Annotated in this window: 22 protein-coding genes; 10 read left to right on the forward strand and 12 right to left on the reverse strand. The window is 40.3% G+C overall.

What is annotated here, in order from left to right:
• Positions 1-20 precede the first annotated feature (20 nt).
• The 8 genes from NF543_RS09675 to NF543_RS09710 all read right to left on the reverse strand — a co-directional run bounded on the left by NF543_RS09675 (position 21) and on the right by NF543_RS09710 (position 10,093).
• Positions 21-1,079, reverse strand: a complete 1,059-nt coding sequence (locus tag NF543_RS09675; protein ID WP_257667926.1) for a terpene synthase family protein — start codon at positions 1,077-1,079, stop codon at positions 21-23.
• A 179-nt stretch (positions 1,080-1,258) separates the two neighbouring features.
• Positions 1,259-2,242 (reverse strand): terpene synthase family protein, encoded by a 984-nt coding sequence (locus tag NF543_RS09680; RefSeq protein ID WP_257667927.1) that lies wholly within the window; start codon positions 2,240-2,242, stop codon positions 1,259-1,261.
• A 132-nt stretch (positions 2,243-2,374) separates the two neighbouring features.
• The gene (locus NF543_RS09685; RefSeq protein ID WP_257667928.1) at positions 2,375-3,370 is read right to left on the reverse strand and encodes a terpene synthase family protein; all 996 of its coding nucleotides are present in this window, start codon (positions 3,368-3,370) and stop codon (positions 2,375-2,377) included.
• Between the two features lie 65 nt (positions 3,371-3,435).
• On the reverse strand, positions 3,436-4,623 hold the full coding sequence (locus tag NF543_RS09690) for a 1-deoxy-D-xylulose-5-phosphate reductoisomerase (protein ID WP_257667929.1): 1,188 nt from the start codon (positions 4,621-4,623) through the stop codon (positions 3,436-3,438).
• A gap of 92 nt (positions 4,624-4,715) precedes the next feature.
• Entirely contained in the window at positions 4,716-5,735 is a 1,020-nt protein-coding gene (locus NF543_RS09695; RefSeq protein ID WP_257667930.1) for a terpene synthase family protein, read from the reverse strand.
• Positions 5,736-5,826: 91 nt separating this feature from the next.
• Positions 5,827-7,059 (reverse strand): 4-hydroxy-3-methylbut-2-enyl diphosphate reductase, encoded by a 1,233-nt coding sequence (locus NF543_RS09700; protein WP_257667931.1) that lies wholly within the window; start codon positions 7,057-7,059, stop codon positions 5,827-5,829.
• Positions 7,046-8,992, reverse strand: coding sequence for a 1-deoxy-D-xylulose-5-phosphate synthase (dxs, locus tag NF543_RS09705; RefSeq protein ID WP_257667932.1), 1,947 nt, complete (start codon positions 8,990-8,992; stop codon positions 7,046-7,048). The genes NF543_RS09700 and dxs overlap by 14 nt, the downstream gene beginning before the upstream one ends.
• Positions 8,993-9,121: 129 nt before the next feature.
• Positions 9,122-10,093 (reverse strand): polyprenyl synthetase family protein, encoded by a 972-nt coding sequence (locus NF543_RS09710; RefSeq protein WP_257667933.1) that lies wholly within the window; start codon positions 10,091-10,093, stop codon positions 9,122-9,124.
• A gap of 248 nt (positions 10,094-10,341) precedes the next feature.
• Here NF543_RS09710 and xerA point away from each other — a divergent pair, with 248 nt between their 5' ends.
• From xerA to NF543_RS09740, 6 genes are all read left to right on the forward strand, one after another.
• A complete protein-coding gene (gene xerA / locus NF543_RS09715; RefSeq protein ID WP_257667934.1) occupies positions 10,342-11,937 on the forward strand; it encodes a site-specific tyrosine recombinase/integron integrase in 1,596 nt (531 codons plus the stop codon).
• Between the two features lie 107 nt (positions 11,938-12,044).
• Positions 12,045-12,743, forward strand: coding sequence for a DUF8737 domain-containing protein (locus NF543_RS09720; RefSeq protein WP_257667935.1), 699 nt, complete (start codon positions 12,045-12,047; stop codon positions 12,741-12,743).
• Positions 12,744-12,885: 142 nt separating this feature from the next.
• Positions 12,886-13,818, forward strand: a complete 933-nt coding sequence (locus NF543_RS09725; protein ID WP_257667936.1) for an ABC transporter ATP-binding protein — start codon at positions 12,886-12,888, stop codon at positions 13,816-13,818.
• Positions 13,819-13,820: 2 nt separating this feature from the next.
• Complete coding sequence (locus NF543_RS09730; RefSeq protein ID WP_257667937.1) at positions 13,821-15,005, forward strand: ABC transporter permease; 1,185 nt, start codon at positions 13,821-13,823, stop codon at positions 15,003-15,005.
• A 206-nt stretch (positions 15,006-15,211) separates the two neighbouring features.
• Positions 15,212-15,775, forward strand: coding sequence for a Crp/Fnr family transcriptional regulator (locus NF543_RS09735; protein ID WP_257667938.1), 564 nt, complete (start codon positions 15,212-15,214; stop codon positions 15,773-15,775).
• Between the two features lie 69 nt (positions 15,776-15,844).
• Positions 15,845-16,324, forward strand: a complete 480-nt coding sequence (locus tag NF543_RS09740; RefSeq protein WP_257667939.1) for a hypothetical protein — start codon at positions 15,845-15,847, stop codon at positions 16,322-16,324.
• 232 nt (positions 16,325-16,556) lie between these two features.
• On the opposite strand, the gene NF543_RS25515 is transcribed toward NF543_RS09740, so the two are convergent.
• Positions 16,557-16,733 (reverse strand): hypothetical protein, encoded by a 177-nt coding sequence (locus NF543_RS25515; protein ID WP_373275002.1) that lies wholly within the window; start codon positions 16,731-16,733, stop codon positions 16,557-16,559.
• A 213-nt stretch (positions 16,734-16,946) separates the two neighbouring features.
• The gene (locus NF543_RS09745) at positions 16,947-17,132 is read right to left on the reverse strand and encodes a hypothetical protein (RefSeq protein WP_257667940.1); all 186 of its coding nucleotides are present in this window, start codon (positions 17,130-17,132) and stop codon (positions 16,947-16,949) included.
• A 219-nt stretch (positions 17,133-17,351) separates the two neighbouring features.
• Between NF543_RS09745 and NF543_RS09750 the strand changes: the two genes are divergently transcribed.
• Entirely contained in the window at positions 17,352-18,077 is a 726-nt protein-coding gene (locus NF543_RS09750) for a superoxide dismutase (RefSeq protein ID WP_257667941.1), read from the forward strand.
• A gap of 37 nt (positions 18,078-18,114) precedes the next feature.
• Positions 18,115-18,732: a trimeric intracellular cation channel family protein gene (locus NF543_RS09755; RefSeq protein WP_257667942.1), complete on the forward strand. Its 618-nt coding sequence runs from the start codon at positions 18,115-18,117 to the stop codon at positions 18,730-18,732.
• Here NF543_RS09755 and NF543_RS09760 read toward each other — a convergent pair.
• A complete protein-coding gene (locus NF543_RS09760) occupies positions 18,701-19,660 on the reverse strand; it encodes a beta-propeller domain-containing protein (RefSeq protein WP_257667943.1) in 960 nt (319 codons plus the stop codon). The genes NF543_RS09755 and NF543_RS09760 overlap by 32 nt on opposite strands.
• 708 nt (positions 19,661-20,368) lie before the next feature.
• On the opposite strand from NF543_RS09760, the gene NF543_RS09765 reads away from it, so the two are divergent.
• Complete coding sequence (locus NF543_RS09765; protein ID WP_257667944.1) at positions 20,369-21,787, forward strand: phosphatase PAP2 family protein; 1,419 nt, start codon at positions 20,369-20,371, stop codon at positions 21,785-21,787.
• A gap of 98 nt (positions 21,788-21,885) precedes the next feature.
• On the opposite strand, the gene NF543_RS09770 is transcribed toward NF543_RS09765, so the two are convergent.
• Positions 21,886-22,566: a peroxiredoxin-like family protein gene (locus NF543_RS09770; RefSeq protein WP_257667945.1), complete on the reverse strand. Its 681-nt coding sequence runs from the start codon at positions 22,564-22,566 to the stop codon at positions 21,886-21,888.
• 321 nt (positions 22,567-22,887) lie between these two features.
• Between NF543_RS09770 and NF543_RS09775 the strand changes: the two genes are divergently transcribed.
• Complete coding sequence (locus NF543_RS09775) at positions 22,888-24,324, forward strand: dihydrolipoyl dehydrogenase family protein (RefSeq protein ID WP_257667946.1); 1,437 nt, start codon at positions 22,888-22,890, stop codon at positions 24,322-24,324.
• Positions 24,325-24,405 lie beyond the last annotated feature (81 nt).

A 24,405-nucleotide genomic window follows, 5' to 3' on the forward strand; every position in this document is an offset into this window, starting at 1 on the left:
ATCATCTGGTCACACCTTGCTCAGCTTCTCCCGGAGTCCTGCTGCTTTGGGAAAGGCTGTTCCGTGTAACGGTCCGATTTGGAGTTTTGATATTCAGGCTCCACGTAACCACCCGGAACATAGCGGGATCTATCGTTGGTATGCCATGCATATACGCCTTGTACCATAATTCCTATCGTATGTACGTAATCATAGGCCAGTTCCTGCCATTGCCCGAAATTGGGCAGATGCTCGTGTAAAACCTTAAACTCGTTCAGGAGGTTGTCATGGAAATCCATCGCCATCATATAGGCTTCTTCCCATGATACATTATTTTCATTTTGCATAACTTTTATGATATTAATGACGTCACCTTTCCTGTTCAACTCTTTTGGTAAAGAAATAATATCGTTATGCAGTCCGATCATGAGGGCCGCCAATGTATGCAATCTCAAAATATGGGGATGTTCCAACACAGTATCCGGTAACATGCGAAAGTCCTTTTGCATCGCTACATATTTGCAAAAAGGTAATCCTCCACTGGTATCTTCGCGAAGTATTAAATAGACCGGAAGTGGCGGTATGGTATTAGTAGACATATAGCGCTTTTCATCCTGAAAACCTATAAGCAGGTTATGAATGCCGGCTATAAATCTATCATACAGGCGTTGTGGCATACCACATTTAATCGCACGCTGCCGTAGTAAATAGAACTGATGGAATATTCCGTGATCAGTGGGTTCGTCTTTATCCTGCCCATTGAGTAATGCCGTACTTCTTTCTCTTATGGCGTACATCTCATCGTAACTGCAATGGTCAAAATAGTCATCCATCATGGCACCATTAGCTGCCAAACTTGCAACCGGAAACAATTCATCCAGTGTTTTCAATAACGGCAGGCCGCGGGCCGCTATATCCGTTAGTATGTGCTTTTTATGTGTTTGCCGCGCTTTTTCAGAATGAAAGGTATAGTCTGTATCAATCCAATTATAATATATTTCCCGCATTTCTTGCGCAAACGGCGAGATCAGATTAGGGAAAGGATATTCCGGACGTGGCATATTTTGAAATAATGCATAGAATCCTTGTTCATTTGTCATTGTATTGAGTTTAAAAATGTAATTGTATTGAATATACCTGCTTCTCTATTTTTAAATCTTCTCCTATACTTTTCTGGCAAATCATTAGTTTGCCATAATTGTGTTTTTAGCTTTCTATCACACCTTACTCAGCTTCTCTCGCAGCTCCGTTGCATTGGAAGCTATCAGAACCGTAAATTTCAAACGGGCGGTTGACTATATTCCGGATAGGGGAATTCTGAGGGTACATAACGTACTGTATCACCTTGATACCATACATTAAGACCTTGTATCATCATTCCCATATGAAGTACATAATTATCCACATCCTTATGAATTGCCCCAAAGTCTGGCAGTGCTTTATGAAGTGCTACAAATTCCGCTACAAGTCCGTCGTGAATACGCAATGCTTCCGTGCAGGCTTCTTCCATTGACATGCTAAACTCATGCTGTAAAACAAACAGGATGTTTATTACCTCTGTATCCCGTTCCAGTTCCTTTTGAAGCGAGAAAAAGTCATTTTGAATGGACATGATCTGGCACATCACTGATCTGAGACGCTGAATGACCGGATGATTATTCACTTGTTTAGGCAGCATGAAATTAATAGCAGGATCAACCATGAGTGAATAGATAGGCACGGTAATAGAATATTCCCGCATAATCATCAGATGAGCTAACGAAGGATAGGTTCTTGTAAGCTTGTATGGAGTTTCTTCGATCATACCATATGTTATATATCTATAAGTGGCTTCGGCCACGCGTTCCATCCATTCATAGGGCATAAAGCGTAGAAACTCGTCGCGGGAATGCGCTATATCACGATATATGCCAATGTCAGTTGATTTGGGTGTTTCGCCCAGCAAAATTGCGACCAGGTGATCCCGGATAACCAACATTTCGCTAACAGGACATAATTCATAATAATCATCGAATATGGTAAGCCAGATCATTACTCTCGCAATTGGCCGCAAATGATCTACATTGGTTGTCGTACACGACATATGTTCAGCAGCGCTGACAAGTTGATGCCTGTTTTTATATTTATCATGAGTAGACGGTGATAAGAAATCATAATCTGTATCGTACCAGAAGAGCCCTTCTTCTGCCAGACGCCCTGTTAAAGGACTTTGGGAGTACGGCCATGGATATTTCGGAATCGGAGCTTTGAATTTAGTTTTCATAATTCTATTGTTTAAAAAGATTACTTTAGTAATTGCCAATGGTATATATCCTATCGGTTAAACTGCTCAGTGGTATCTTGCTTAAATTAAAAGGTTAATTATTCAGAGGCTTTATTATTTGTTTTATGTCATTCATTGTACGCTGTTTAACCTCTTCCGAAGTTCCGCTGCGTTAGGAAATTCCATCAAATTATAACGATCCAATTTGGTGGAAATATTCTTCCAGCCGCTAAGCACCATCCCCATATAATGCACCCAGTTTACCACGGCATCCTGCCATTCCCCAAAATCAGGAAGGGAGGCTTGCAGCATCACAAACTCTTTTAGGTCTTCATTGTGCAGGCGGAGGTCTTCCAAACATGCTTCTTCCAGCGAGATCTTATATTCATGCTGAATCACTTTCACAATATTGTAATAAATACTATCCGTTGCTTCGTCTTTCCCTACCGATTGTACCTCATTAAAATAGGTCACAAGATGGCAGGCCAGCGCCTGCAAACGCCGGATCACAGGATGTTGGTGTATCTCGGGCGGCAGAACGATTCCGGTTTCTACTTCTGTCAGTTGCAGGAACGGATACAGGCAAATGGAATCTTCCCGCAGGGCAATGCATTCGGCTACAGTAGGGAAAGTTTTGTGCTTTTTATAGGTCAGCTCCGTTTTCAGGCCGGCAAAATACCTGCTGATCATATCCGCAAAACGCACGATCGATTCCTGTGGGATAAACTGCAGTAGCTCCTGCCTTAGTGATGCCAGCATATCTCCCAAGGGTATTTCTGCTTCAACAGCACTCATCTCACCAGTCAGCACAGCTACCGATCTGGTGTGTACATAACCAATTCCTTCAGGCGTTCCCTCTTCGTACAGGTCATCGTTATAGAGTGTCCATAACATAAGCCTACATAAAGGTTTCAATCGTTCGGGGCTGGCGGTAGGAAACCATTGCGATGCAATGTGGGCAGTCTTTGTCTTTTTGTACTTCTTCCTGGTATCAGGAGCATCTTGATATAACCAGCGATATTCCCCATCGATCCACTGATTGTCTGTAATTTCCTGTAGAGCCACCGCATAAGGATTTTTAAGCATGGGAAAGGGGTAATGAAATTGGGAGAGCATGTGAGTGTTCATGGTATATTTTTTTAAATTGATTAATAAAATCAAAAAACCATCTTATCATAAGATAGTATCCTGTTTCATAGACTCACAGTTGCATTCTTTTGAATCAAAGAAGAGGCTACGTCACGAGCTTCGCAATTACAGGTTATATAATCATCCAGCGTCAGCACTTCCATAAAAGGAAGCTTTGAAAGGGTGCTTTCAATAATATTACTCATTTCAAGGAAACCGATACGATACTGCAAAAAAGCAGCGACGGCTATTTCATTAGCCGCATTTAATATACATGGCATATTCCCTCCCATATGCAAGGCCCCTTTTGCCAACGTGAAATTTTTAAAGGTATCACCATCTATTTTTTCAAAGCTTAGTTGCGCATATTGTTCAAAATCAACACGCGGAAAATGTCCTGTTATCCGTTGCGGGTAAGACAGTGCATATTGAATAGGTAAGCGCATGTCAGGAAGACCCATTTGGGCTTTAATGCTACCATCCTCAAATTGTACCATGCTATGTATAATACTTTGTGGATGTATTACCGCATCAATTTGATCAGGATGCACATTAAACAACCATTTTGCCTCAATCATCTCCAGTCCTTTGTTCATCAAACTGGCCGAATCAATCGTAACCTTTGCACCCATATCCCAATTGGGATGACGTAAAGCATCACTAGGTCTTATTTGTTCCAATTCATTGTTTTTCTTCCCTCTGAAGGGCCCACCAGAAGCCGTAAGAATCAGTTTTTCTACTTTGTTTAATTTTTCACCTACAAGACACTGAAAAATGGCGGAGTGTTCTGAATCTACGGGTAATATCGCTGAACCAGTTGCCCCGGCTATTTGCGTAATCAAGGCCCCAGCTACCACCATGGTTTCTTTATTGGCCAAACCGATTTTCTTTCCCCGCTCAACTGCCTTTAGGGTAGGTTTCAACCCTGCATACCCCACAATGGCTGCAATCATAATATCATAATCATCTATTTCAGCCGCATCTTCAAGGGCCGTTATACCGGCGGTAACGACCGTTTCCCTGCCAGATAGAGCTTCTTTTACCTGTCTATATTTTTCCGCTTTGCCAATCACAACCAAGTCGGCGTTGAATTCTAATGCTTGTTGTATCAATAAATCAGCATTGTTATAGGCCGTTAAGATGCTTACTTTGAACCGATCCGGATGCCGCCTGATCACATCCAAGGTTTGTACGCCAATAGAACCCGTAGATCCAAAAATGGCAACTCGTATTAAAGCAGGTGGAACTATCATCTGGCTTAATTATGGTGAATAATCATTGATGGTGCCCAAATTGTAACGTATCAAATCCTGGTATTGAAGACCTGATGGCGTTATTGCAGTTTTCAGACAGTTAACGGCTTTACGTATTCGCTTTCTGCATTAAGTGTCATGGAATGATAACGGACTGTGTCTGTAAAATACCAGTGATTCAGCCCGGCTATCATTTTTCCGAGATAGCGTGCATGCTCATAAACCTGTTTGTGTATCCGTTCATGATCCGGGCCGAAATGCGGGAGACCCTCCTGTAATGCCACAAATTCGGCAACATCTGCATCGTGAATGCGAACCACCTCTTTTACCGCCTCTTCAAGACTGATTTTTTGCTCGTGTTGTAAAATAAGGACCAGATTAATCGTCTCTTGTTTTCCATTCGCTAATTCTTTTGCAACAGAATAGACATCGTTTTGCAGGCCTATGATCCTGGATGTAAGGGACTGGAAACGTTGTATGATAGGATGTGCTGCAAGGTCCGAGGACAAAAAGGAATTTAATCCTATTTCCGGCCATAACGCAAAAATAGGTACAGAAACTGCGTACTCGCGAAGCAACAGATAAGAACCTGATTTGGGATACTGTCCGGTTGTTTTGTAAGGTGCCTCACCCATCATGCCGTATTTAAGGTATCGATCCATATTATTTGTAAATCGTACCAGCCATTCCACGGGCGCAATGGCCTTATATTCTTCTCTCATCCGGAGCATTTCTATGTCCATGGCAAGTGCTCCGGGTTCAGGATCCGCTCCTTTCAGGATGGCAACAACCCGTTTGCGGGCCGCATCCATTTCGGTTACAGTAGCTGGCCCGTAATAATCGTCGAATATGGTAGTCCATACCATTTGTCTACAACACACTCTTGCATGTGCATAGCTTATCGCCCCGGGTAGCATGCGGGCTGTCGTTAGGTGAAGCGCATTGCGATAGTACTTTTGTATCATTTTTTCGGATAAAAAAGTAGAATAATCATTGCGAAGCCAATCGTCTACATCCTTTTCCGTTTCGGCTACATAATCATTACATTCATGCGGCCAGGGATAAGTAAGAACCGCTGGGTAAGGGTTTTCGAAATACTTGTCTTGTTCCATAACTATTTGTTTTTAAAGTTTTTAAAAAAAATTGTTAATACGTTAGATTCTGTTCATCTTGAAAATGCTCATTTCTCCATTCGTTTTCCCGTCAGCCATCATTAACTACATGTTCTATCCGGATCGTATCAAGCGATAGTTTATAAAAAGAAAGTAATTTCCCTATTACATTTTCAATTAAAATGTCAGGGCAAGAAGCGCCACTAGTTAAATGGATCACTACAGGTTCTTGAATCGGTAAATAAGAAAAAGTGGTCTTTAATTGTTTCGCATGGATATCCCAATGATTAATTTCATTAGCGGATATGATGTTATCCTCCGATCGGATGAAATACGTTGGCAGCTTCGCTTCGCACAATTCAACCAGATGAGAGGAATTGGAACTGTTGAATCCTCCGACGACAAAAGCTAAATCCGCGTCTAGAGACAACATATTTGTCACGGCACTTTGATTGTCATGCGTGGCATAACAAAGTGTATCTTTCATATTGGCAAAATGATCGGCGACATTATCCTTCGTAAGGTTGTATTTTTCGTACATCGTTTGCTGTAGAAAATCTGCTATTTCCTCTGTATCTGTAGCAAGCAAGGTCGTTTGGTTCACAACCCCAATTCTCGATAGGTCATGAGCAACATCAAAGCCCTCTGAGTACCTGCCTTTAAACAGCTCATAAAAATCAATAGCAGCTCTCCTGTTCATGATAAAATCAGCCAATATTGTTGCTTCTTCCATGTCTTTTACAATCACAGAGGGGGCCACACTTTTACTATGTGAGAAGGTAGCCCTCGTTTCTTCATGATCAGGCTTCCCATGAACAATAACCGTATAATCATTATTGGCAATCTGAGAAACCCTGGTCCAAACTTTCTCTACGAAAGGACACTTACTTTTATAATAAATCTGTTTTATTCCTTTATCTCTTAAAATACGTTCCATTTCGAGCGTAGTACCAAAAGCAGGAATAATGATTACATCATCACTACTTATCTCATTCCATGGAATAAGTTGCTTACCGGCAGTATCCATAATAAACCGAACGCCATTTTCCAATAGAGCTTGGTTAACATGCGGGTTGTGAATGATTTCGCTTAACAAATAAATTCGTTTGCCAACATTCTCATTAATAGCCGTATAAGCCGTTTCTATAGCATTTTCAACACCAAAACAGAAACCAAAATGACGAGCTAAATGAATTTTAACTCGTCCAAAATCAAGTATTGACGGTGAGAAATCCTTCTTTAAATGGTCTCTTAACTGCCTGTCTTTTTTTATTGAACTTATAAACTCACTTTTATAGATTTCAGGGATGTTAAATGCTTTCATGATTTACAAGTTTTCTGATTAATGTTTGCTCTTGCAGCATTTCCCTGACTGCATCCTTAATTCCTTTTACATCGTACAGGCACTCCTGAAATAACTCAGCTGGTCTACCGTGCTCAATAATACGGTCGGGAACACCCAGAATACGTACAGTTGCTCTATACCGATGCATGGCCATAAATTCCAGCACGGCACTACCCAGTCCTCCTATTATGCAGCCATCCTCAACGGTAATAATGTGATCAAAGTTTTGAAAAACATGATGCAATAAGTCTTGATCGATAGGTTTTACAAATCGCATATCAACGTGCGCAGGACAAATCCCTTCCTTTTCCAATTGGTCGCAAGCATCACTGGCAAAGTTTCCAGGATGTCCGAACGTTAGAATGGCAACGTCCGACCCTTCTCTTAGGGTCCTTCCTGTTCCTATTTTTATCGCCTTTAGGGGCTTTCTCCAGTCAAGAGTAACACCTTGTCCTCTTGGATATCGAATAATAAAGGGTTGATCAATGCTGGGAAGCTGCGCCGTATACATTAGGTTTCTTAATTCCATTTCGTTCATTGGGGCGCTGATGATGACATGAGGCAGGCAACGCGAATAGGCAATGTCGTAAATACCGTGATGGGTTGCTCCATCCTCGCCAACCAAACCACCTCTATCTAGGCAGAAAATGACAGGCAAACGTTGTAGTACCACATCATGCACTAACTGATCATACCCTCTTTGCATAAAGGATGAATAGATATTGCAAAAAACTTTCAGTCCCTGTGTGGCCAATCCAGCAGATAGCGTAACCGCATGCTGCTCACATATGCCTACATCAAATGTTCTGTCGGGCATTTTTTCCATCATAAATTTCAGGGAAGATCCAGACAGCATAGCGGGCGTTATTCCCACTATCTTATCATTTGATTCTGCAAGCTCTACGATGGTATGTCCAAAAACATCTTGGTATTTAGGAGGCTGCGGAGCACTGATAGGTGGCTTATGGATTTTTCCACTGATCTTGTCAAAGAGTCCCGGAAAATGCCATAAGGTTTTCTCCCGTTCAGCAGGAAGGTACCCCTTTCCTTTAGTAGTCACCACATGAAGAAGCTTCGGCCCTGGAATACGTTTCAAATCCTTTAACACATCCACTAACTTTAAAACGTCATGCCCGTCAACAGAACCAAAATATCTTAAGTTTAGGGCTTCGAAAAAATTAGAATGTTCTGACACAAGGCTCTTTATCTGAGATTTAGCCCGATTCAGTATCTGCTTGGATCGTTCGCCTACCAGTGGCAATCGATCGATGGTATGACCAACATTCTTGCGTATCTTATTGTATGTTTTTGAAAGTGACAGGTGTGTTAAATACTCTTTTAATGCACCAACATTTGGGTCAATAGACATACAGTTATCATTTAGTATAATAATGATATCTGTACCTGCTATCCCCGCGTGGTTGAGTGCTTCAAAAGCCATTCCCGCAGTCATGGCTCCATCACCAATTACGGCGATATGCTGCTTATCAAGTTCGCCCTTATGTTTGGCAGCGATTGCCATTCCTAGGGCTGCTGATATAGAAGTGGAGGAATGGCCCGTTCCAAACGTATCATATTCACTTTCCGCCCTCCGTGGAAAACCACTAATACCTCTGTGTTTTCGAATGGTATTAAAAATAGCTCTTCTGCCTGTAAGTATTTTATGCCCATAAGCCTGATGACCCACATCCCAAACCAACTGGTCATAAGGTGTATTCATGACATAATGGATTGCAGCTGTCAGCTCAACGGTTCCCAAACTAGCTCCAAAATGTCCTCCGTTCAAACTAACTGCCTCGATAATAAATGATCGTAATTCGTTACATAATTGGGGAAGCTGTGAAGAGTGCATCTTTCGCAAATCTGCGGGAAAATGTATCCGATCAAGTAATGGTAATTTGAGATTCTTCATGGCTGGAGTATTTAATGATAAATAGGTAACTATCAGGAGTCATGCTAGCTCATACGCCAATCCATCAAAGGCCTATGTCTATTGTATCGGATTCATATCGCTTATTTGCATAGAAGCATATTCAATTATTTAAGATTGGCGGACCAGTAAAAAATTGGCTAATTCCGTAAGTTTTTCCTTCTTGTAAGCAGGCACGTCAATTTTGTCTAGACTACTAAAAGCAATATCTGTATAATGCATGATTGCTTCATTGGCCCATTGATCTACCTGCAGCTCTTTGTATAAGTCAATAACAGCATGGATTCTGCTCTCGCCAGGCTTCTTCATCGCGTCTTTCAGCTGTTTTTTCTGTTGTAGATTTGCCCCTTCAAAAGCCTTCAATAAAAGTGCTGTTTTTTTGTTTTCTAAAATATCACTCCCCACTTGTTTCCCCATTTTGGCAGTGTCTCCAAATGCGTCCAAAAAATCATCCTGTATCTGAAAAGCAATACCCATGTTTTTCCCGAACTCATACATGTAAAGCTGTTGCTGGGCATTTGCCGAACCAATAATGGCCCCAATTTGAGCAGCAGTTCCTAAGAGAACAGACGTCTTAAAAGTGATCATTTTGAGGTAGTCTGTATAACTGATGCTTTCAATTTCACTTTCCTCAAAATCGATATCCATTTGCTGCCCTTCACATATTTTGCAAGCCATTTCAGAAAACAAATCGATAATCAGTCCTCGATACGCTTCGTTGGTTTTGTTTAGAAATGAAAAGGCATGAATCAGCAAAATGTCTCCAGCCAATATGGCTGTATTTTCTCCATATTTAATGTGTAGGGTAGGGCGACCTCTTCGGAGTATGGAGCGGTCCATAATATCATCATGAACAAGTGTGAAATTATGAAATAGCTCAATCCCATTGCCTACCGTATAGGAATCCGGATGTATCTCATTAAAAAGCTCGTTGCTCATCAAGCATAAAACGGGCCTTATCCGTTTACCTGGATAATCCATAAAGTAAACAACTGAATCATAGAGGTTTTCGGGAGAAGATGGGAACCCTATAGATCCCAACTGGTTCTGAAAGAGTTCATAAATTTTTGCGAACGAGTGCATAGGCTTGCTGTTGGAAACAAAGAGTAGAACTTTTTAGAGATAAAATCCGTAGATTCTTTAGCATTAAAATCCTTGGAAAAAGTAGATGTTACACTTAAAGTTAGTTAAGTATTTATCATAATGGTTTGTTCGTTTTGTTCATTCTGTTTTGCTGCTATCCAACCGAAACCGGTTTTTTCCACTAATCGTTTATTTGTGACTTATTACGGGCATTTCGCTCGTTATTGAAAAAGAGGTCTCCTCCGCCCGTGAGAACAGGCAGAAGGAATGGGTTTGTTACCCTTATTCGGTTGAAACAGTTTGAAACCGGGCAATTCAAAGCGCAGATCAATGAAGAGATTGCCAATGCCAGCCAGCAGCTGTTCATCGGGAAGGAACAGATCGTGATTGCCAAGGAAGCCCTGGAACTGACTGCGGAGGCATTGAACCAGCGCATTGAGCGGCAGAAACTCAGAACGGCCATGCCCTTCGAGGTTTTCCAGGCGCAGCGGTTTTTCCTGCAAGCACAGCTGGATTACCTGCAAGCCGTCAGCGAATACAATAAAGCGCATTTTGCGCTGAAGGTGGCACGGGGGGGGACCTATAGCAATGTCAGTAAGCTTTCGAAGCTGGTGGGGTTCAGGGATTCCCCCTCTCGGAGATGCCGTTTTTTTTGTTCCCCGCAAATGATGATGTTTGCTAAAATAAAAGGCAATTCCTATCTTGGACGACACTTTCCAATTGAAATGGCGAGGCAGAAACAGATCATCTTACATCATGAGGTTATCGACAATAAGCCGGTGGCGTTGCTGCGCTTTCCGTTTGACCGCGACCTCATGGCTATTGTGAAAACCATCCCGGAGGCCCGTTGGCAAACCCGGGCCTGGGCTATACCCAGTTCGGATACCGTAGTCAGCGATCTACTCCAATTGTTCAAAGGAATGGCTTGGCTAGACTATTCCGGTTTCAAACCCGCGGAAAAACCCAAGTCGGTCGCCACCTCCGTCACATTGCCTCAATTGACGCTTGATGTCCGTGTTGCAATAGACCGCTTCAGTGATTGGATGCGGAGCAAACTGTATAGTGACAGTACGGTGAGGACTTATACCGGGGCCTTACAATTATTCCTTCGATATTTGGAAAACAAGCCCTTGGCTGAAATCGGAAATGAAGACCTTGAACAGTTTGTTAAAGGCTACATTATCGCTGGTAATTATTCTGCTTCATTTCAAAACCAGGTCGTCAATGGAGTTAAACTTTTCTTTCGTATCATCCAAAACAAAAAGTTGGATCCAGACCGAATCCACAGGCCGAAAACACCAAAACTACTCCCTAACGTTTTGAGCAAGGAAGAAGTAAAGGAGATTCTCGAAGCACATCGGAATGTCAAACATAAAATCATGTTGTCCTTGATTTATGCCTGTGGACTCAGGCGAAGTGAGTTGCTTAACCTTAAGATACACGATGTTGATTCCAAAAGACACTTGCTGATTGTCAGACGAGCAAAGGGGCAAAAGGATAGGGTTGTGCCGTTGTCAGATAAGGCACTTACCTTGCTACGAGACTATTATAGGAACGAAAAGCCGCTCAATTTCCTGTTTGAGGGAGATAGACGCGGTGAGCAGTATAGCGGAACCAGTTTGCAGAAAGTGTTAAAATCAGCCCTGGAAAAGGCTAAGATCAAAAAACCGGTCACGTTGCATTGGCTTAGGCACAGCTATGCCACGCACCTTTTGGAAAATGGAACAGACCTGAGATATATTCAGGAAATTTTGGGACAAAAAAGTAGCAAGACCACAGAAATCTATACACATGTGAGTACCAAAAGTATCCAGCGAATCAAATCTCCCTTCGATGATTTGTGAGAAGAAAATAATAATCACTATAGGTGTAACAAGCCGTCCGGATTTGGTGGGCTTGTTATCAAAAAGGTGTAACTATAAATGAGTTGTGGTGCATTTAAAACAAACAAATGACAGAAGGATTACCCAATTGGATTGAACTACTATTTCTGACTACGTGTTTAGGGACAATTGGATTTTTCTATTACTCAAATGGAAAGCCAAAAAAATTGACCTTATTGATAATTTTATGGTCGGTTGTTCATTCAGTTTTAGCCTATAATGGATTTTATCAAAACACCGAATCAATTCCACCAAGATTCGGATTAATTTTAATTCCAGCCGTTTTTTTTATCGTATTTGGTTTGCTTCCAAAACAACAAAAGTGGTTTTTAAAAGAAAGAAATACTAAAATCAGTACTTTTTTACATATCGTCAGACTTCCTGTGGAAATAGTACTCTTTGAATTATTTGTTCATAAAATGGTTCCTGAGCTAATGACCTTTGCGGGAAGGAACTTTGATATTTCAATGGGCATTACTGCACCGATTATAGGTTATTTGTTTATGGCAAATAAAATAAGTAAAAAGGGACTTTTGGTTTGGAATGTAATCGGACTAATATTAGTTCTATACATTCTCACAAATGGAATATTATCTGCCGAGCTTCCATTTCAACAATTTGGATTTGAACAACCAAATCGGGGAATTAATTATTTCCCATTTGTCCTATTGCCTGCTATGATAGTACCAATTGTGATTTGGACTCATTTATCTGATATAATTAAACTGAATAAAGAAATAAAAACGACACCACAACACAGTGTATAAGCCATTGCTTATTCTTACCCCTTCTGAAAATTACTGCGAAATTTTTAGCTTGGTGTGTACTTGCAAAGGTTCAAGTTAACCCACGCAACGGCTCATACACAAAACCGTTAGCGTTCATGCTGAGAAAAAAATCGAATAGTATATGATTGATAAAATGCAAAAAACAGTTCTTAAGGCTAATTCAATAAGCAAAGCCTTTTTGAATGTAAAAGCTGTGAACAATATCTCGTTCGCTGTAGAGCAAGGCGATATTTATGCTTTTCTGGGACCAAATGGTGCAGGGAAAACTACAACACTTCGCATGTTACTTGATATTATTAAACCGGACAGCGGACATATAGAATGGAATCTGAATGGCAAACAAAATCTGTTACCGGATGCCGAACATATTGGTTACTTACCCGAAGAGAGAGGCCTCTATCTGGATATTCCGATACTTAAATCATTGGTTTATCTGGCCACCATACGAGGAATGGAAAAGACGCATGCAAAAAAAGCTGCTTTGGAGTGGATGGAAAGACTGGGCCTTGCGGATCGAGCTAAAGAAAAACTTCAAGTTCTTTCAAAAGGAAATCAACAAAAGATTCAGTTTGTGGCTTCAATTCTTCATAAACCTGAATTTGCAATCCTGGACGAGCCTTTTTCCGGCTTAGATCCCCTTAATCAGGAAATATTTATAGATTTTATTAAAGAAATCAATAATCAGGGAACTACAATCCTGTTAAGCGCACATCAAATGTCACTGGTTGAAAAAGTTGCCAATAAACTATTTCTCATAAATAACGGCAAAGAGGTGTATAACGGATCTTTATCCGGCATATATCAATCATTTGGTGAAAAAATAATTATTGAACTTCAACTTGAATCCCCTTTTAATGAAACTACATTTCAAAATTTGAAGGGAGTTGATAGTGTAATCCGCGTTGATGATTTTCGTGCAAAAATTACATATGGACCACAATCCAGCATGAAAAATGTTTTGCATGATTTGACTAAAATTGATGGGATTTGTGATATAACCAGCCACAAGCCCGACCTTCATGAAATTTTTCTTCAACTTGTAAAAAAACAATGACTATGAAATATTTAAAACAAGTAATAACTGTAACAAGTTGGGAGTTCAGTCGATTTTTCAAACCCAAAAATGAGGCCCTGGGTATAGTAATTATGCTTGTGGTATCGACTGTTTTTTTCTTTGGTGGTAGATACGCGTTTTCCGACTCGGATAAAAAATTGGAAATCAGTGTGTTAAATAATACGGATGTTACATTAACCGAATTCCTGAATAGTCATTATGTTTTAAATGAGATTCCAATAGACGATAAGGCTAATTTTATCGGTGATTTGGGAAATGAAAGAGACAGAGTTCTACTGGAAGCATATTCAGATAATTTTATACTTCACGCCTATAAAAACACTAGTGATATTAATAAAATCAAAGCCCATCTAACCGAATATCATAAACAAAGTGAAATGCAAAAAATCGGATTAAGTCCCGATGAGTTAACTACTGTATTGTCGCCGGCACCAGTAATTGAGTCTTTTGTATACACCGATAATTCGGGTAAAAGAGTAGTGCTTTCCTATTTTTTTGCCGGAATCATGCTTATGGCAGTATTCCTTAGTTTTGCTTATCAGTTTACCGCTATTACAGGCGAAAAGCAGTTGAAAATAACCGAACAAATTGTTTCTGCCATAAGTCCGCAAGTTTGGATGGATGGGAAAATTTTTGGAATAACCTTAACAGGTATATCATCCATGCTCATTTATGCAGTTTTGAGTATCGTTGGCGGAATGCTTTTTTTTCAATTCAGGGGTTTGCCCGCATCCGGCATTCTTGATTATATATACTTGCCATCAATAGTTATATATTTGCCATTTGCCCTTGTCGGTATTTTAACATGGAATGCAATACTGGCTGCCATTGCTTCAATTATTACCGAGCCTAACAATTCGGGTAAAAGTTCACTAATGATGCTTCCCTTGGTTTTTGTTATAGCGTCATTTTTAGTAACACGCGACCCTGATAGCGGATTGTCAATATTTCTTTCATGGTTTCCATTGACTTCTGCAACATCAATGCCCATGCGTTGGGCCATTACAGAGGTGGGATATTGGCAACTGGCTGGCTCATTTATTTTAATGGTGCTGACATTCTATTTTTTACGCAAACTTGCAGCTAAGATTTTCAGGGTATCAATCCTGATTACAGGGAAAGAACCTACATTTAGTGAAGTATATAAACTATCAAAACAGGCATGAAAAAGCACGAAACGCTAACAAAGTGTATATGCCATAAGGGTTGCCGTGGGTATTCAAGCGTTGTAACCCGCTCAAACTTTCGTGTCGGTGGACAGAAAACTACTCCGCAATCCCTTACGACACATACACTCGACCGTTAGCGGCAACTCTTGGACACTGCCAACTTGAAACTTTGATGCCTTTAATGAACTTTTTTACAAACTACTATGACTGACTTTATTAAATTTTGCAACAAACTTTCACCTCTTAATCAAGAATCGGTAAACGACTTATTGAATAATCTGAAAACAAAAACTTATCAGAAAGGAGATTTGCTGTTGAAAGATGGAACTGTTTGCAAACATTTATATTTCATTAATCAAGGACTAGTAAAAACTTTCTTCTACAAAAAAGACAAAGAATTTATAATGCGTTTCTTTCCAGAGAATGTAATGTTTTCCATTCTTGAAAGTTACCTTACACAAACTCCGTCTAAGTTTATGATAATGGCTTTAGAGCCAACTATTGTTACCTTCATTCATCAAAACGATATGGAACAGCTTTGTACCAAACACCATTGCATTGAAACTCTATTTAGAAAATTACTCTCTATTGCATCGCTGAATATGATGAAACGAATTAGTATAATGCTTGAAGATAATGCAACGGAACGCTACAATAAATTTGTTACGGAAAACAATAAATTACTTCAACGAATAAGTCTTGGGGACTTAGCAAGTTATATAGGCATCACACAAGTTTCGTTAAGCAGAATAAGAGCAATAAAATGACTATTTATCATTTGTTAAAAGATAGTTGGTTTCATCCATCTAAATTTGTAAAAATTAAATTCATAAAATATGAAAACTAAGTTTTTCAACAACCTCTTATTATTTTCTCTTTTCGGCATCGCACTTTATTTTTTCGGCATCCTTTACGAAGGAGTTGTTTATGGTCCGAAGTTGTTAGATACCACAATGGAAAGAATGCTTTTCTGGAAAAACTTCACTTCAGTCATAAATCCAATGATTTATTATGTTCCGTGGGTTTATTTAGCTACAATTGTCTTAATAGTTTTATATTTCAAAACTCCTAGGGAAAAAGCACAACTTAAAAACAGATTAAAATGGGCAGGTATATTCCAAATTATTTCATTAGTATTTACAATTTATATCCTCTCACAAATCAATTTTAAAATGAGTTTTGGTAACTTAGATAAATATGCAGATGCAATTCCAAGTAAAGTAATTCTCTTTAATATTTTCAGCATTCTTCGGATGGTATTCGGTGCAATTAGCTTAACATATACTTTCAGGGCGTATTCAACAAAACATCTATAGCGTTATCTGCAAAGTTAGACAGTTCTGCTTCGGACGAAAAATAGAGCAGCCGCTAACCGCCGCTAACTGTGATTGCTAGTTTTTGGTAATTGTATTTTCATTTTCACAAAGAAACATTATCTCGGCAGAGAGAACTCAGTCCGCTTTTACGCAACCACAGTTAGCGGCCAAACGTTAGTGGCAAGCTGACCGAACCACACCGATAACCGAAAGACTAAACGAACAAGACAACTTAACAATCCCCATTCTCAACATCCTTTAATGACGTGACTAAAAATTTTCGGACTTGCTTCAACTCACGAATTTTTGTATCAACTTCACTAATTTTGTTTTGTACTATTTCAATCTTCTTACTTGCCGACAGTTTATTACTAAACCAATCATTCAACGATTTTTTTATTTCTGACAAAGTGAAACAAGGTCTACACTTTCCGCAAAAGAATTAGGAGAGTTTATAAAAGACCAATATCAGTTGAGCGAAAATTTCACTTGTGAATTATTTAGGACAGGAATGAATCACACTACCCGCGGACAACAACCTCATGTTTCATTTCGTCTATCGTGAAGTGTATCATAAACGGGAAACGCTTTACTGGTAGACAGCGGACATCATCGTATCACGTCATCCCCAGGCCAACAGCCGTTCAGGATTTTCATCTGCTTTGCGTATACATTCCCTCACCAATTCCTTCTGTGTTTTGGTGATCTCAACATCTTCCACAAAAGCTTCTATGCCCAATTGCTTGGCCAACTCCATAAAAAAAGCAAACTTACTATCCGGCACTTTTAATGTAACTTCTTTCATCATCAACGCTGTAGTAATAATAAACTTAGATAAAATTAGTGTTATATGCAAGCTTCATGTATAATCGATTTTTATCGGTATCTCATCTGCCACTGAATTGCGGAGCAATTTGCGAAGGCGAAAACAGGCAAAAACTTGTAGAGCGTGTTGGAAAAGCCGTATAAAAACATTACGTTTGAATAACAGCTAACCATTTTTGGTAATCAGCAAATATCAAACACTATGGACAGAAAAGGATTCTTGAAAAATAGCATGATTATAAGCGGAGCTACCATTCTCCCTGCGGGCAATGTGTTTTCCCAAAATGTTACCGAAAATGGTATCGACAGGCTTACGGATAGCAATGGTCAATTTATACTGAAACCGCTTCCCTATAGCTTTAACCATCTTGAACCCTATATGGATGAGGAAACGTTGGGCCTCCATTATAAATTTCACCATGGTGGGGCGGCCAATGCCGCCAACAAGGACATGGAGATGGTCAAAAAAGCCATGGATGACGGCAACTTTGAAAGTGTTGATTACTGGACAAAGAAGCTCGCTTTCCATTTTTCATCGCATGTACTGCATTCCATCTTCTGGACCAACCTGACCAACAGGCAGACTGCTCCAACAGGCGAATTGAAGAAGCGGATTGAAAAGCATTTTGGAAGCTACGACCGATTGAAAGCCTACATCGCCGCGACTTCTAAAAATGTGGATGGCAGCGGTTGGGGCATCCTTGGCTACCAACCGTATTCGGATAGCCTGACCGTATTGCAATGCGAAAACCACGAAAAACTGACCCAATGGGGTGTTATCCCCCTGCTTGTGATCGATGTTTGGGAACACGCGTATTACCTGAGGTACAAAAATAAACGGGCCGATTTCGTCGATGCACTGTTCAATATCATCAATTGGGACAACGTGGCACAACGGCTTGATATCGCCACAAAACTTCTTAAATAAATCGTAATGTGCGAAAAATCGTAATCAATTCCTAATCATGCTATACATTCTTTATATCATAGCAATTACGGCGGAGGCCATGACTGCATCTTTATCGGCCGGAAGAAGAGATATGGATTGGATAGGTGTACTAATTATTTCCTGGATCACTGCCCTCGGTGGGGGAACCATTCGTAATGTTTTATTAGGGCACTACCCCATGAATTGGGTTGAACACCCTGAATACCTGTTAATAGTTGCCATAGCCGCGATATTTACAGCTTTTATAGCAAAATTTATGAATCGCTTAAAAAAGTTATTCTTATTACTTGATGCCGTCGGACTGGTCGTATTCACCATCATTGGTTGTCAGGTAGCCCAAGATATGTCGATGCCTATTGTCATTATCATGCTTAGCGGGATGATTACCGGATGCGCTGGCGGAATTATGCGGGATGTTTTATGTAACGACATACCCCTTATTTTTCAAAAGGAAATATATGCCAGTGCAGCACTGATAACGGGGGGCGTATACGTAACGATCTCCCACTTCTTCGGAAACGAATTTCATTATGCCATTTTTGTTGCCTTCATTGTAGGCCTAGCGATTCGATTATGTGCGCTAAAATACGATTGGCAAATGCCTAAATTTGTTTACCGTGACGAGTGGTATTAGACGAAACAGAGATATAATTACCTTTTTCTACTAATAAGGTTACGTTACCATTCAGATCGGTCTCAAATAATTGAACGGTTTCAAATGGTTTTGATAAACCTTCGTAGAAAATGCGATCGTCGGGACTAACAAAAATTCGGTTTACATTTACGCCTTTAGGTGACAGTCTTTTGATCACGCCATTGGCAATGTCTAACATATATAATGCCTCCGCAGGTCCCATTAGCCCTGGCATCTCCTCATCATCCGTAACATTTCCCGCATTAAAGAAAAGCCAGTCTCCGTCAGCACTATAGAAAAAACTATCCGAACTGGATAAACTATAATCTTTACCTATTAATTCTTCAAAACTCACTGAATCAACCACCTTACCCTGCAAATCTAATGTAAATAGCTTTTCTAAGTTATGGGCAACTATTTTATCTTTCCCTTTCCAAGTTGGGCTATAATAATCAATTTCAGCAACGCTATCGAGCATTGTATAACCACTATTATCTGCTTTAATTACCCCCACCTTCCAGGTGCTCTTACTATTAAATATGTTAAAAGCGATATGTGCTCCATCGGGTGCCCAAGTGGCACCATAGAAATTCGTTGACGGCACTTTTAAGGGCACCGACTGTTTCGTCGCTAAATTAAATAAAGAGATCGTTCGATCTTCACTCCCAACAATGCGCGTGTAAGCAACTATTTTCCCATCGGGCGAAATAGAAGGGTCCAACCAATCAGCAGTATCATCTTTATTGAGCGTAATGATACTGTCCTGCTGTAGAAGCACCTTATTATCGTCCATATATACCAATGCATCTTTCTCTGATTGATTCATCGTGCTCGAATCTTCGACATTAGCTGATTGATGGCCAGATTGGCAGGCCGGTAACAATGGAGCCAAAGCAATTGACATTAAAACTATTTTCAACGTTTTCATAAGAAGATAATTTGTTTTTTAATGGTCTAATGGAACCTGCATTTTCATCGCCTTTTTAGTCAGTAGGCGCTGACATGGCAGGTTTCATCTTATCTTTTTTTATATGTACTCGTCTATGATTCATTAAATAGCGAGGTTAAAAGTTAAATGATAATTCTCTGTAATTTCCGATAAAATCATGCTTCCCTTTTGTTCGAGATCTTGTAAACTTTCTTTGTTAAATAACTCCTTCTGATCCAGGTCAAACCGTACCTATACCCAAAGGATGCCCGCAGGTTTTTCTGTTCAATTTTTAGATCATTCGTCATATTAATTGTTTAAACAATTATAATTGTGGTTTATATTGAACATTAATTTACACCCCTAAATTACAAATATTTCAGAATTATTTGTCTTAGCGCCTGTTTAAAATTCATCTAATAGTTTTTTTACGACTCTTTTTCGGCTGCATCTTCGTTGAATTTTTCGCCTTAGGCGTTTAGACTAGGGCTACAAAACCGAACGAAGTGAGCTCACCGAAGGTAATTCGCCTCGATTTGTTCGATAGCCCGTTTTTAAAGGCACTCACAGAAAACGCTTCGCTAAGTACACTCGAAAATAGTGCTTTACCCATCCAGCCCGCCAAAAAGCACTTAATTAATTTTGGAAAAATGAATAGATTAACTTACCTTGCTGCACGGTTATACTCAGATAGCCACTACCAACATTATGAAAAAAAGCATTATGAAACTATTTTTCAAGGTTTTGATTTTTGGTTTTTATTCACTTATGACCCTTTGCTATTTAAAAGCGCAAACTTTCCCGCAAAATGACAGCCTATCTAAAAGTCTGGACAGTCTGGCCCTAGAGAATGTCAAAAAATCCTTTTTCAAGCGAGATGCTGTCAGGATAGGCTTACCGCCGGCCATTTTTTTTGCGGCTAGTGCCGCTACCTGGGGCAGTAGAGAAAAGATCAGAGAAGTCCGCAATAGATACATTCCCACCTTTGCCCATCATTATGATAACTATATGCAGTATATGCCGGCCGTAAGTGTTTATGCTTTAAACCTATCGGGCGTAAAGGGCCGTAATAAGCTCGGGCGTGCAACTATATCTTATGCGGCAAGTGCCGCCATCATGGGGATTATTGTCAATGCTGTTAAATATACTGCCAAGGTAGAAAGGCCCGATGGTTCGCGGGCAAACTCCTTTCCTTCCGGGCACACCTCCAATGCGTTCATGAATGCCACTTTCATGCACAAAGAGTTCGGCCATCTCAACCCCATGTACAGTATTGCGGGCTATTCCATGAGTACCTTTACCGGTATTGGAAGAGGATTAAATAACCGGCATTGGATTTCCGATGTGCTGGCGGGGGCCGGTATCGGTATCCTATCAACCCAACTGGGTTATTTCTTTGTAAACAAATTCTATAAAAACCAAGGAGACCGTCCGAGTGATTTCCGCTTTGACAATCCCTTGAATAAACCTTCCTACTTATCTTTAAAAGTTGGCTTTGCCTCTGCTACCCGTAATCTTGTAGAGAATCTCGAGCTCGGCGTACGGTCGAAAGCAGGTTTCGAGGCAGGTTTAGAAGGAGCCTATTATTTTACTAAGAGTTGGGGTTTAGGCGGTGATTTCTCTTTTGTGAGTTTCCCGATAAGCACGAGTGAAATGACCATTTCAGACCCGGATTTTGGCCCTTCTACTTCCTCCATTGTCACACAATCCATGGGAGCGCTCAATTTCACGATTGGCCCCCATTACACTTATGAGATAACGCCCGACTGGCTGATACAAGCAAAAGTGGGTGCCGGTATAGCCGTCGGAGCTACCGGAAAAATTTCCGTTAAATTTGAGGATGTTGATGATGACAATAATATCGTCAATGATGAGGTTGACCTGTTAACGTATAAACCAGAACGCGCCTTCAAAATGAATGGAGGCCTTGCACTTACCCGCATGTTGAACGCTGAGCTGGGAATCACCCTCTACGCTGATTACCATCATTTAAAACCTACTTTTACCTATACCATATCAGAAGATTTTGAGAATCCAGATCCTGGACCATCGGCAGTACAAACAATTAAAGAAAAGAACCAAATGAATTATATAGCGACAGGCTTAAGGTTAACTGCATTTTTTTAATCAACTGGAATAAAACCAGCCCGATTATTTACATTACTCCGTAAGAAGTGCTTTGGTGAAGCTCGATAATAGGCCATTTCATTTTAGCATATTTCGCGCTATTCTTTTTCAGATAGGGGCAAATTATTTAAAATATCATCAATAGACGCTCGCTCTTTATAATCAGGATTGAATTGCCTGTAAACTACTTTACCGTTGGTGTCTATAATAAAAGTGGCCGGAACGGGTAATACCGCACTTTTACTAGCATTTGTTTCGGTTATGGAAGCATTTAGTTCGTCTTCAATCATCGTATGGTAATCTTCCGTAACATCAAACTGAACATCAAAGGCTTTCATAACACTGCCATCAATATCTGAAATTACCGTAAAATCCATTCCCGTTTTTTCAATGGTAATATCGGCCTTATCATAACTTTCTGGGGTAACCGCAATAATTCTGGCGCCCGCGTTTTCAATTTCAGCCGCTCTTGCTGCAAACTCCGATAAATGTTTATTACAAACAGGACACCAATAGCCTCTATAGAAGATTACTACGAGCGGCCGATCGTTGTATAATTCCTTTATTGTTATTTCTTTCAAATCAGAAGTTTGCATGGCAATGTCAGGGACAGTGTCGCCTATCTTTAATCCTTTTGGATGGGTTGAATTTTCTATTCCGTAAGCGGTTAAATCGGGATTATCTGCTGATGAACCAGTAGATTTTTCCTGATTATCTGCGCTATTTTGGCAGGAAACGATCAAGGTAGCTGCAAATGCGCATAACATAAATTTTTTCATCACTTTGAGTTTTAATTTGATTAACAATATCCACCACCATCATAGAAATAGGTGCTGCCTGAAATAAAAATATCATTACGTCCCAATGCAGTTAACGCCGAAGCTGTTTTATCACATATAGCCAGCGATTGATGGTATCGGTGTTGCCTCCGGCGTGTCCGCGCTCATCCATTAAGTAAAGATAATAATTTAATGCGACCTATGCTGGTACCCCTATCAAAGTTAATACAGGTTGATCCATTAATACAGCATTAATTATCAATACCTTTAAAACAGAAACAGTAACATGTCAGGTTTATGAATTTTTGAAGACTAATGGTTATGGATCAAAATAAATACGACATCATCGTAATCGGTTGTGGCTCGGGAGGATTAAGTGTAGGGCTTTTCATGCGAATGGTAGGCCTGAACGTGCTGATGGTTTCGAAATCGGACCATGACATCGGTGGTGATTGCCTGAATGATGGCTGTGTGCCGAGCAAAGCGTTGATACATGCGGCCAAAATAGCCCATTATGCGAAACAGGCACAAAATTTCGGCCTTTCGATCGAAGGGCGTATTGATATCAAAAAGGTGACTGACTATATCAAAAGCGGCCAGGAAAAAATCAGGGTACATGAGAATGCTGCCTGGTTAAGAGAACAGGGAATAGACGTCGCGTTGGGTGAAGCTTTTTTTGTCGGTAAAAATGAAATAGCGGTAAGTGGCACCCGCTATCAAGCAAAAAAAATTGTCATTGCAACCGGTTCAAGTCCGAAGAAACTACATGTGCCCGGTGTGGAAAAAGTGGCGTACTACGATAACGAAAATATCTTTAACATAGCTACTGTTCCGAAACGTTTACTGGTTATTGGAGCCGGCCCCATAGGCATGGAGATAAGCCAGGCCATGAGTAGACTTGGCAGTAAGGTTACCGTTTTAAGTCATGGTAAGCATTTATTACCGCACGACGATCAATCCGTGTCAACCGTTTTACTGGAACAGTTAAAAAAAGAAGGGATTACGCTTCAATTTGATGCAGAAATAACCTCTTTTTCTTCGCCAAATGAAGCTGTTGTTACTCGACAAGATGGAAGTACTGAACATATTTTTTTTGATGCTGTATTTGTAGGTATTGGTCGCAAGATTGTGCTGGAAACACTACACTTGAACAATGCCGGTATTGAGGTACAGGGAAACAAAATCAAAACCGATGCCTACCTAAGAACAAGCAATAAGCATGTTTTTGTATGCGGGGACGTGGCAGGGGATCTTCAGTTTTCGCACGCGGCGGAATTTCACGCGCGTATCCTGCTGAATAATTTCTTTTCTCCATTTCGTAAAAGACTCCGTAACGATCATTTCTCCTGGGTAACCTTTACCGATCCCGAGGTTGCCACCTTTGGACTAAGTGAGCAAGCGCTGAAAGAACGCAATATAAGCTATACGAAGCTGGAACAGGATTTTAAAGACGATGATCGGGCGGTGACCGACAACTATCAATACGGCAAGCTGATCCTTTATTTAACACGGAAAAACATTTTCGGAAAACAGCGCCTATTGGGAGGAACAATGGTAGCTCCCAATGCTGGAGAATTAATCCAGGAGCTGGTCATGGCCAATAGCCAGGGACTTTCCGTCAACGCCTTATTTGATAAGATCTATCCGTATCCTACCGCTTCTCGTATTAATCAAAAGGCCATCGTCGACTTAAAATCCCGGGGATTGGGTTCTGTGGTTAAAAGGTTATTGAGAGTCACCTACAAACTTTTCAGCTGATGCATTTATTTGAAACAGTTAACGAATGGTTCCTAAGCCTCGGAGCGGATTAAGATAAGGGTGTTTTCAATAATAAATAAA

It is taken from the genome of Parapedobacter tibetensis (genome assembly GCF_024704835.1).
In the GTDB taxonomy this organism is placed as follows: domain Bacteria; phylum Bacteroidota; class Bacteroidia; order Sphingobacteriales; family Sphingobacteriaceae; genus Parapedobacter; species Parapedobacter tibetensis.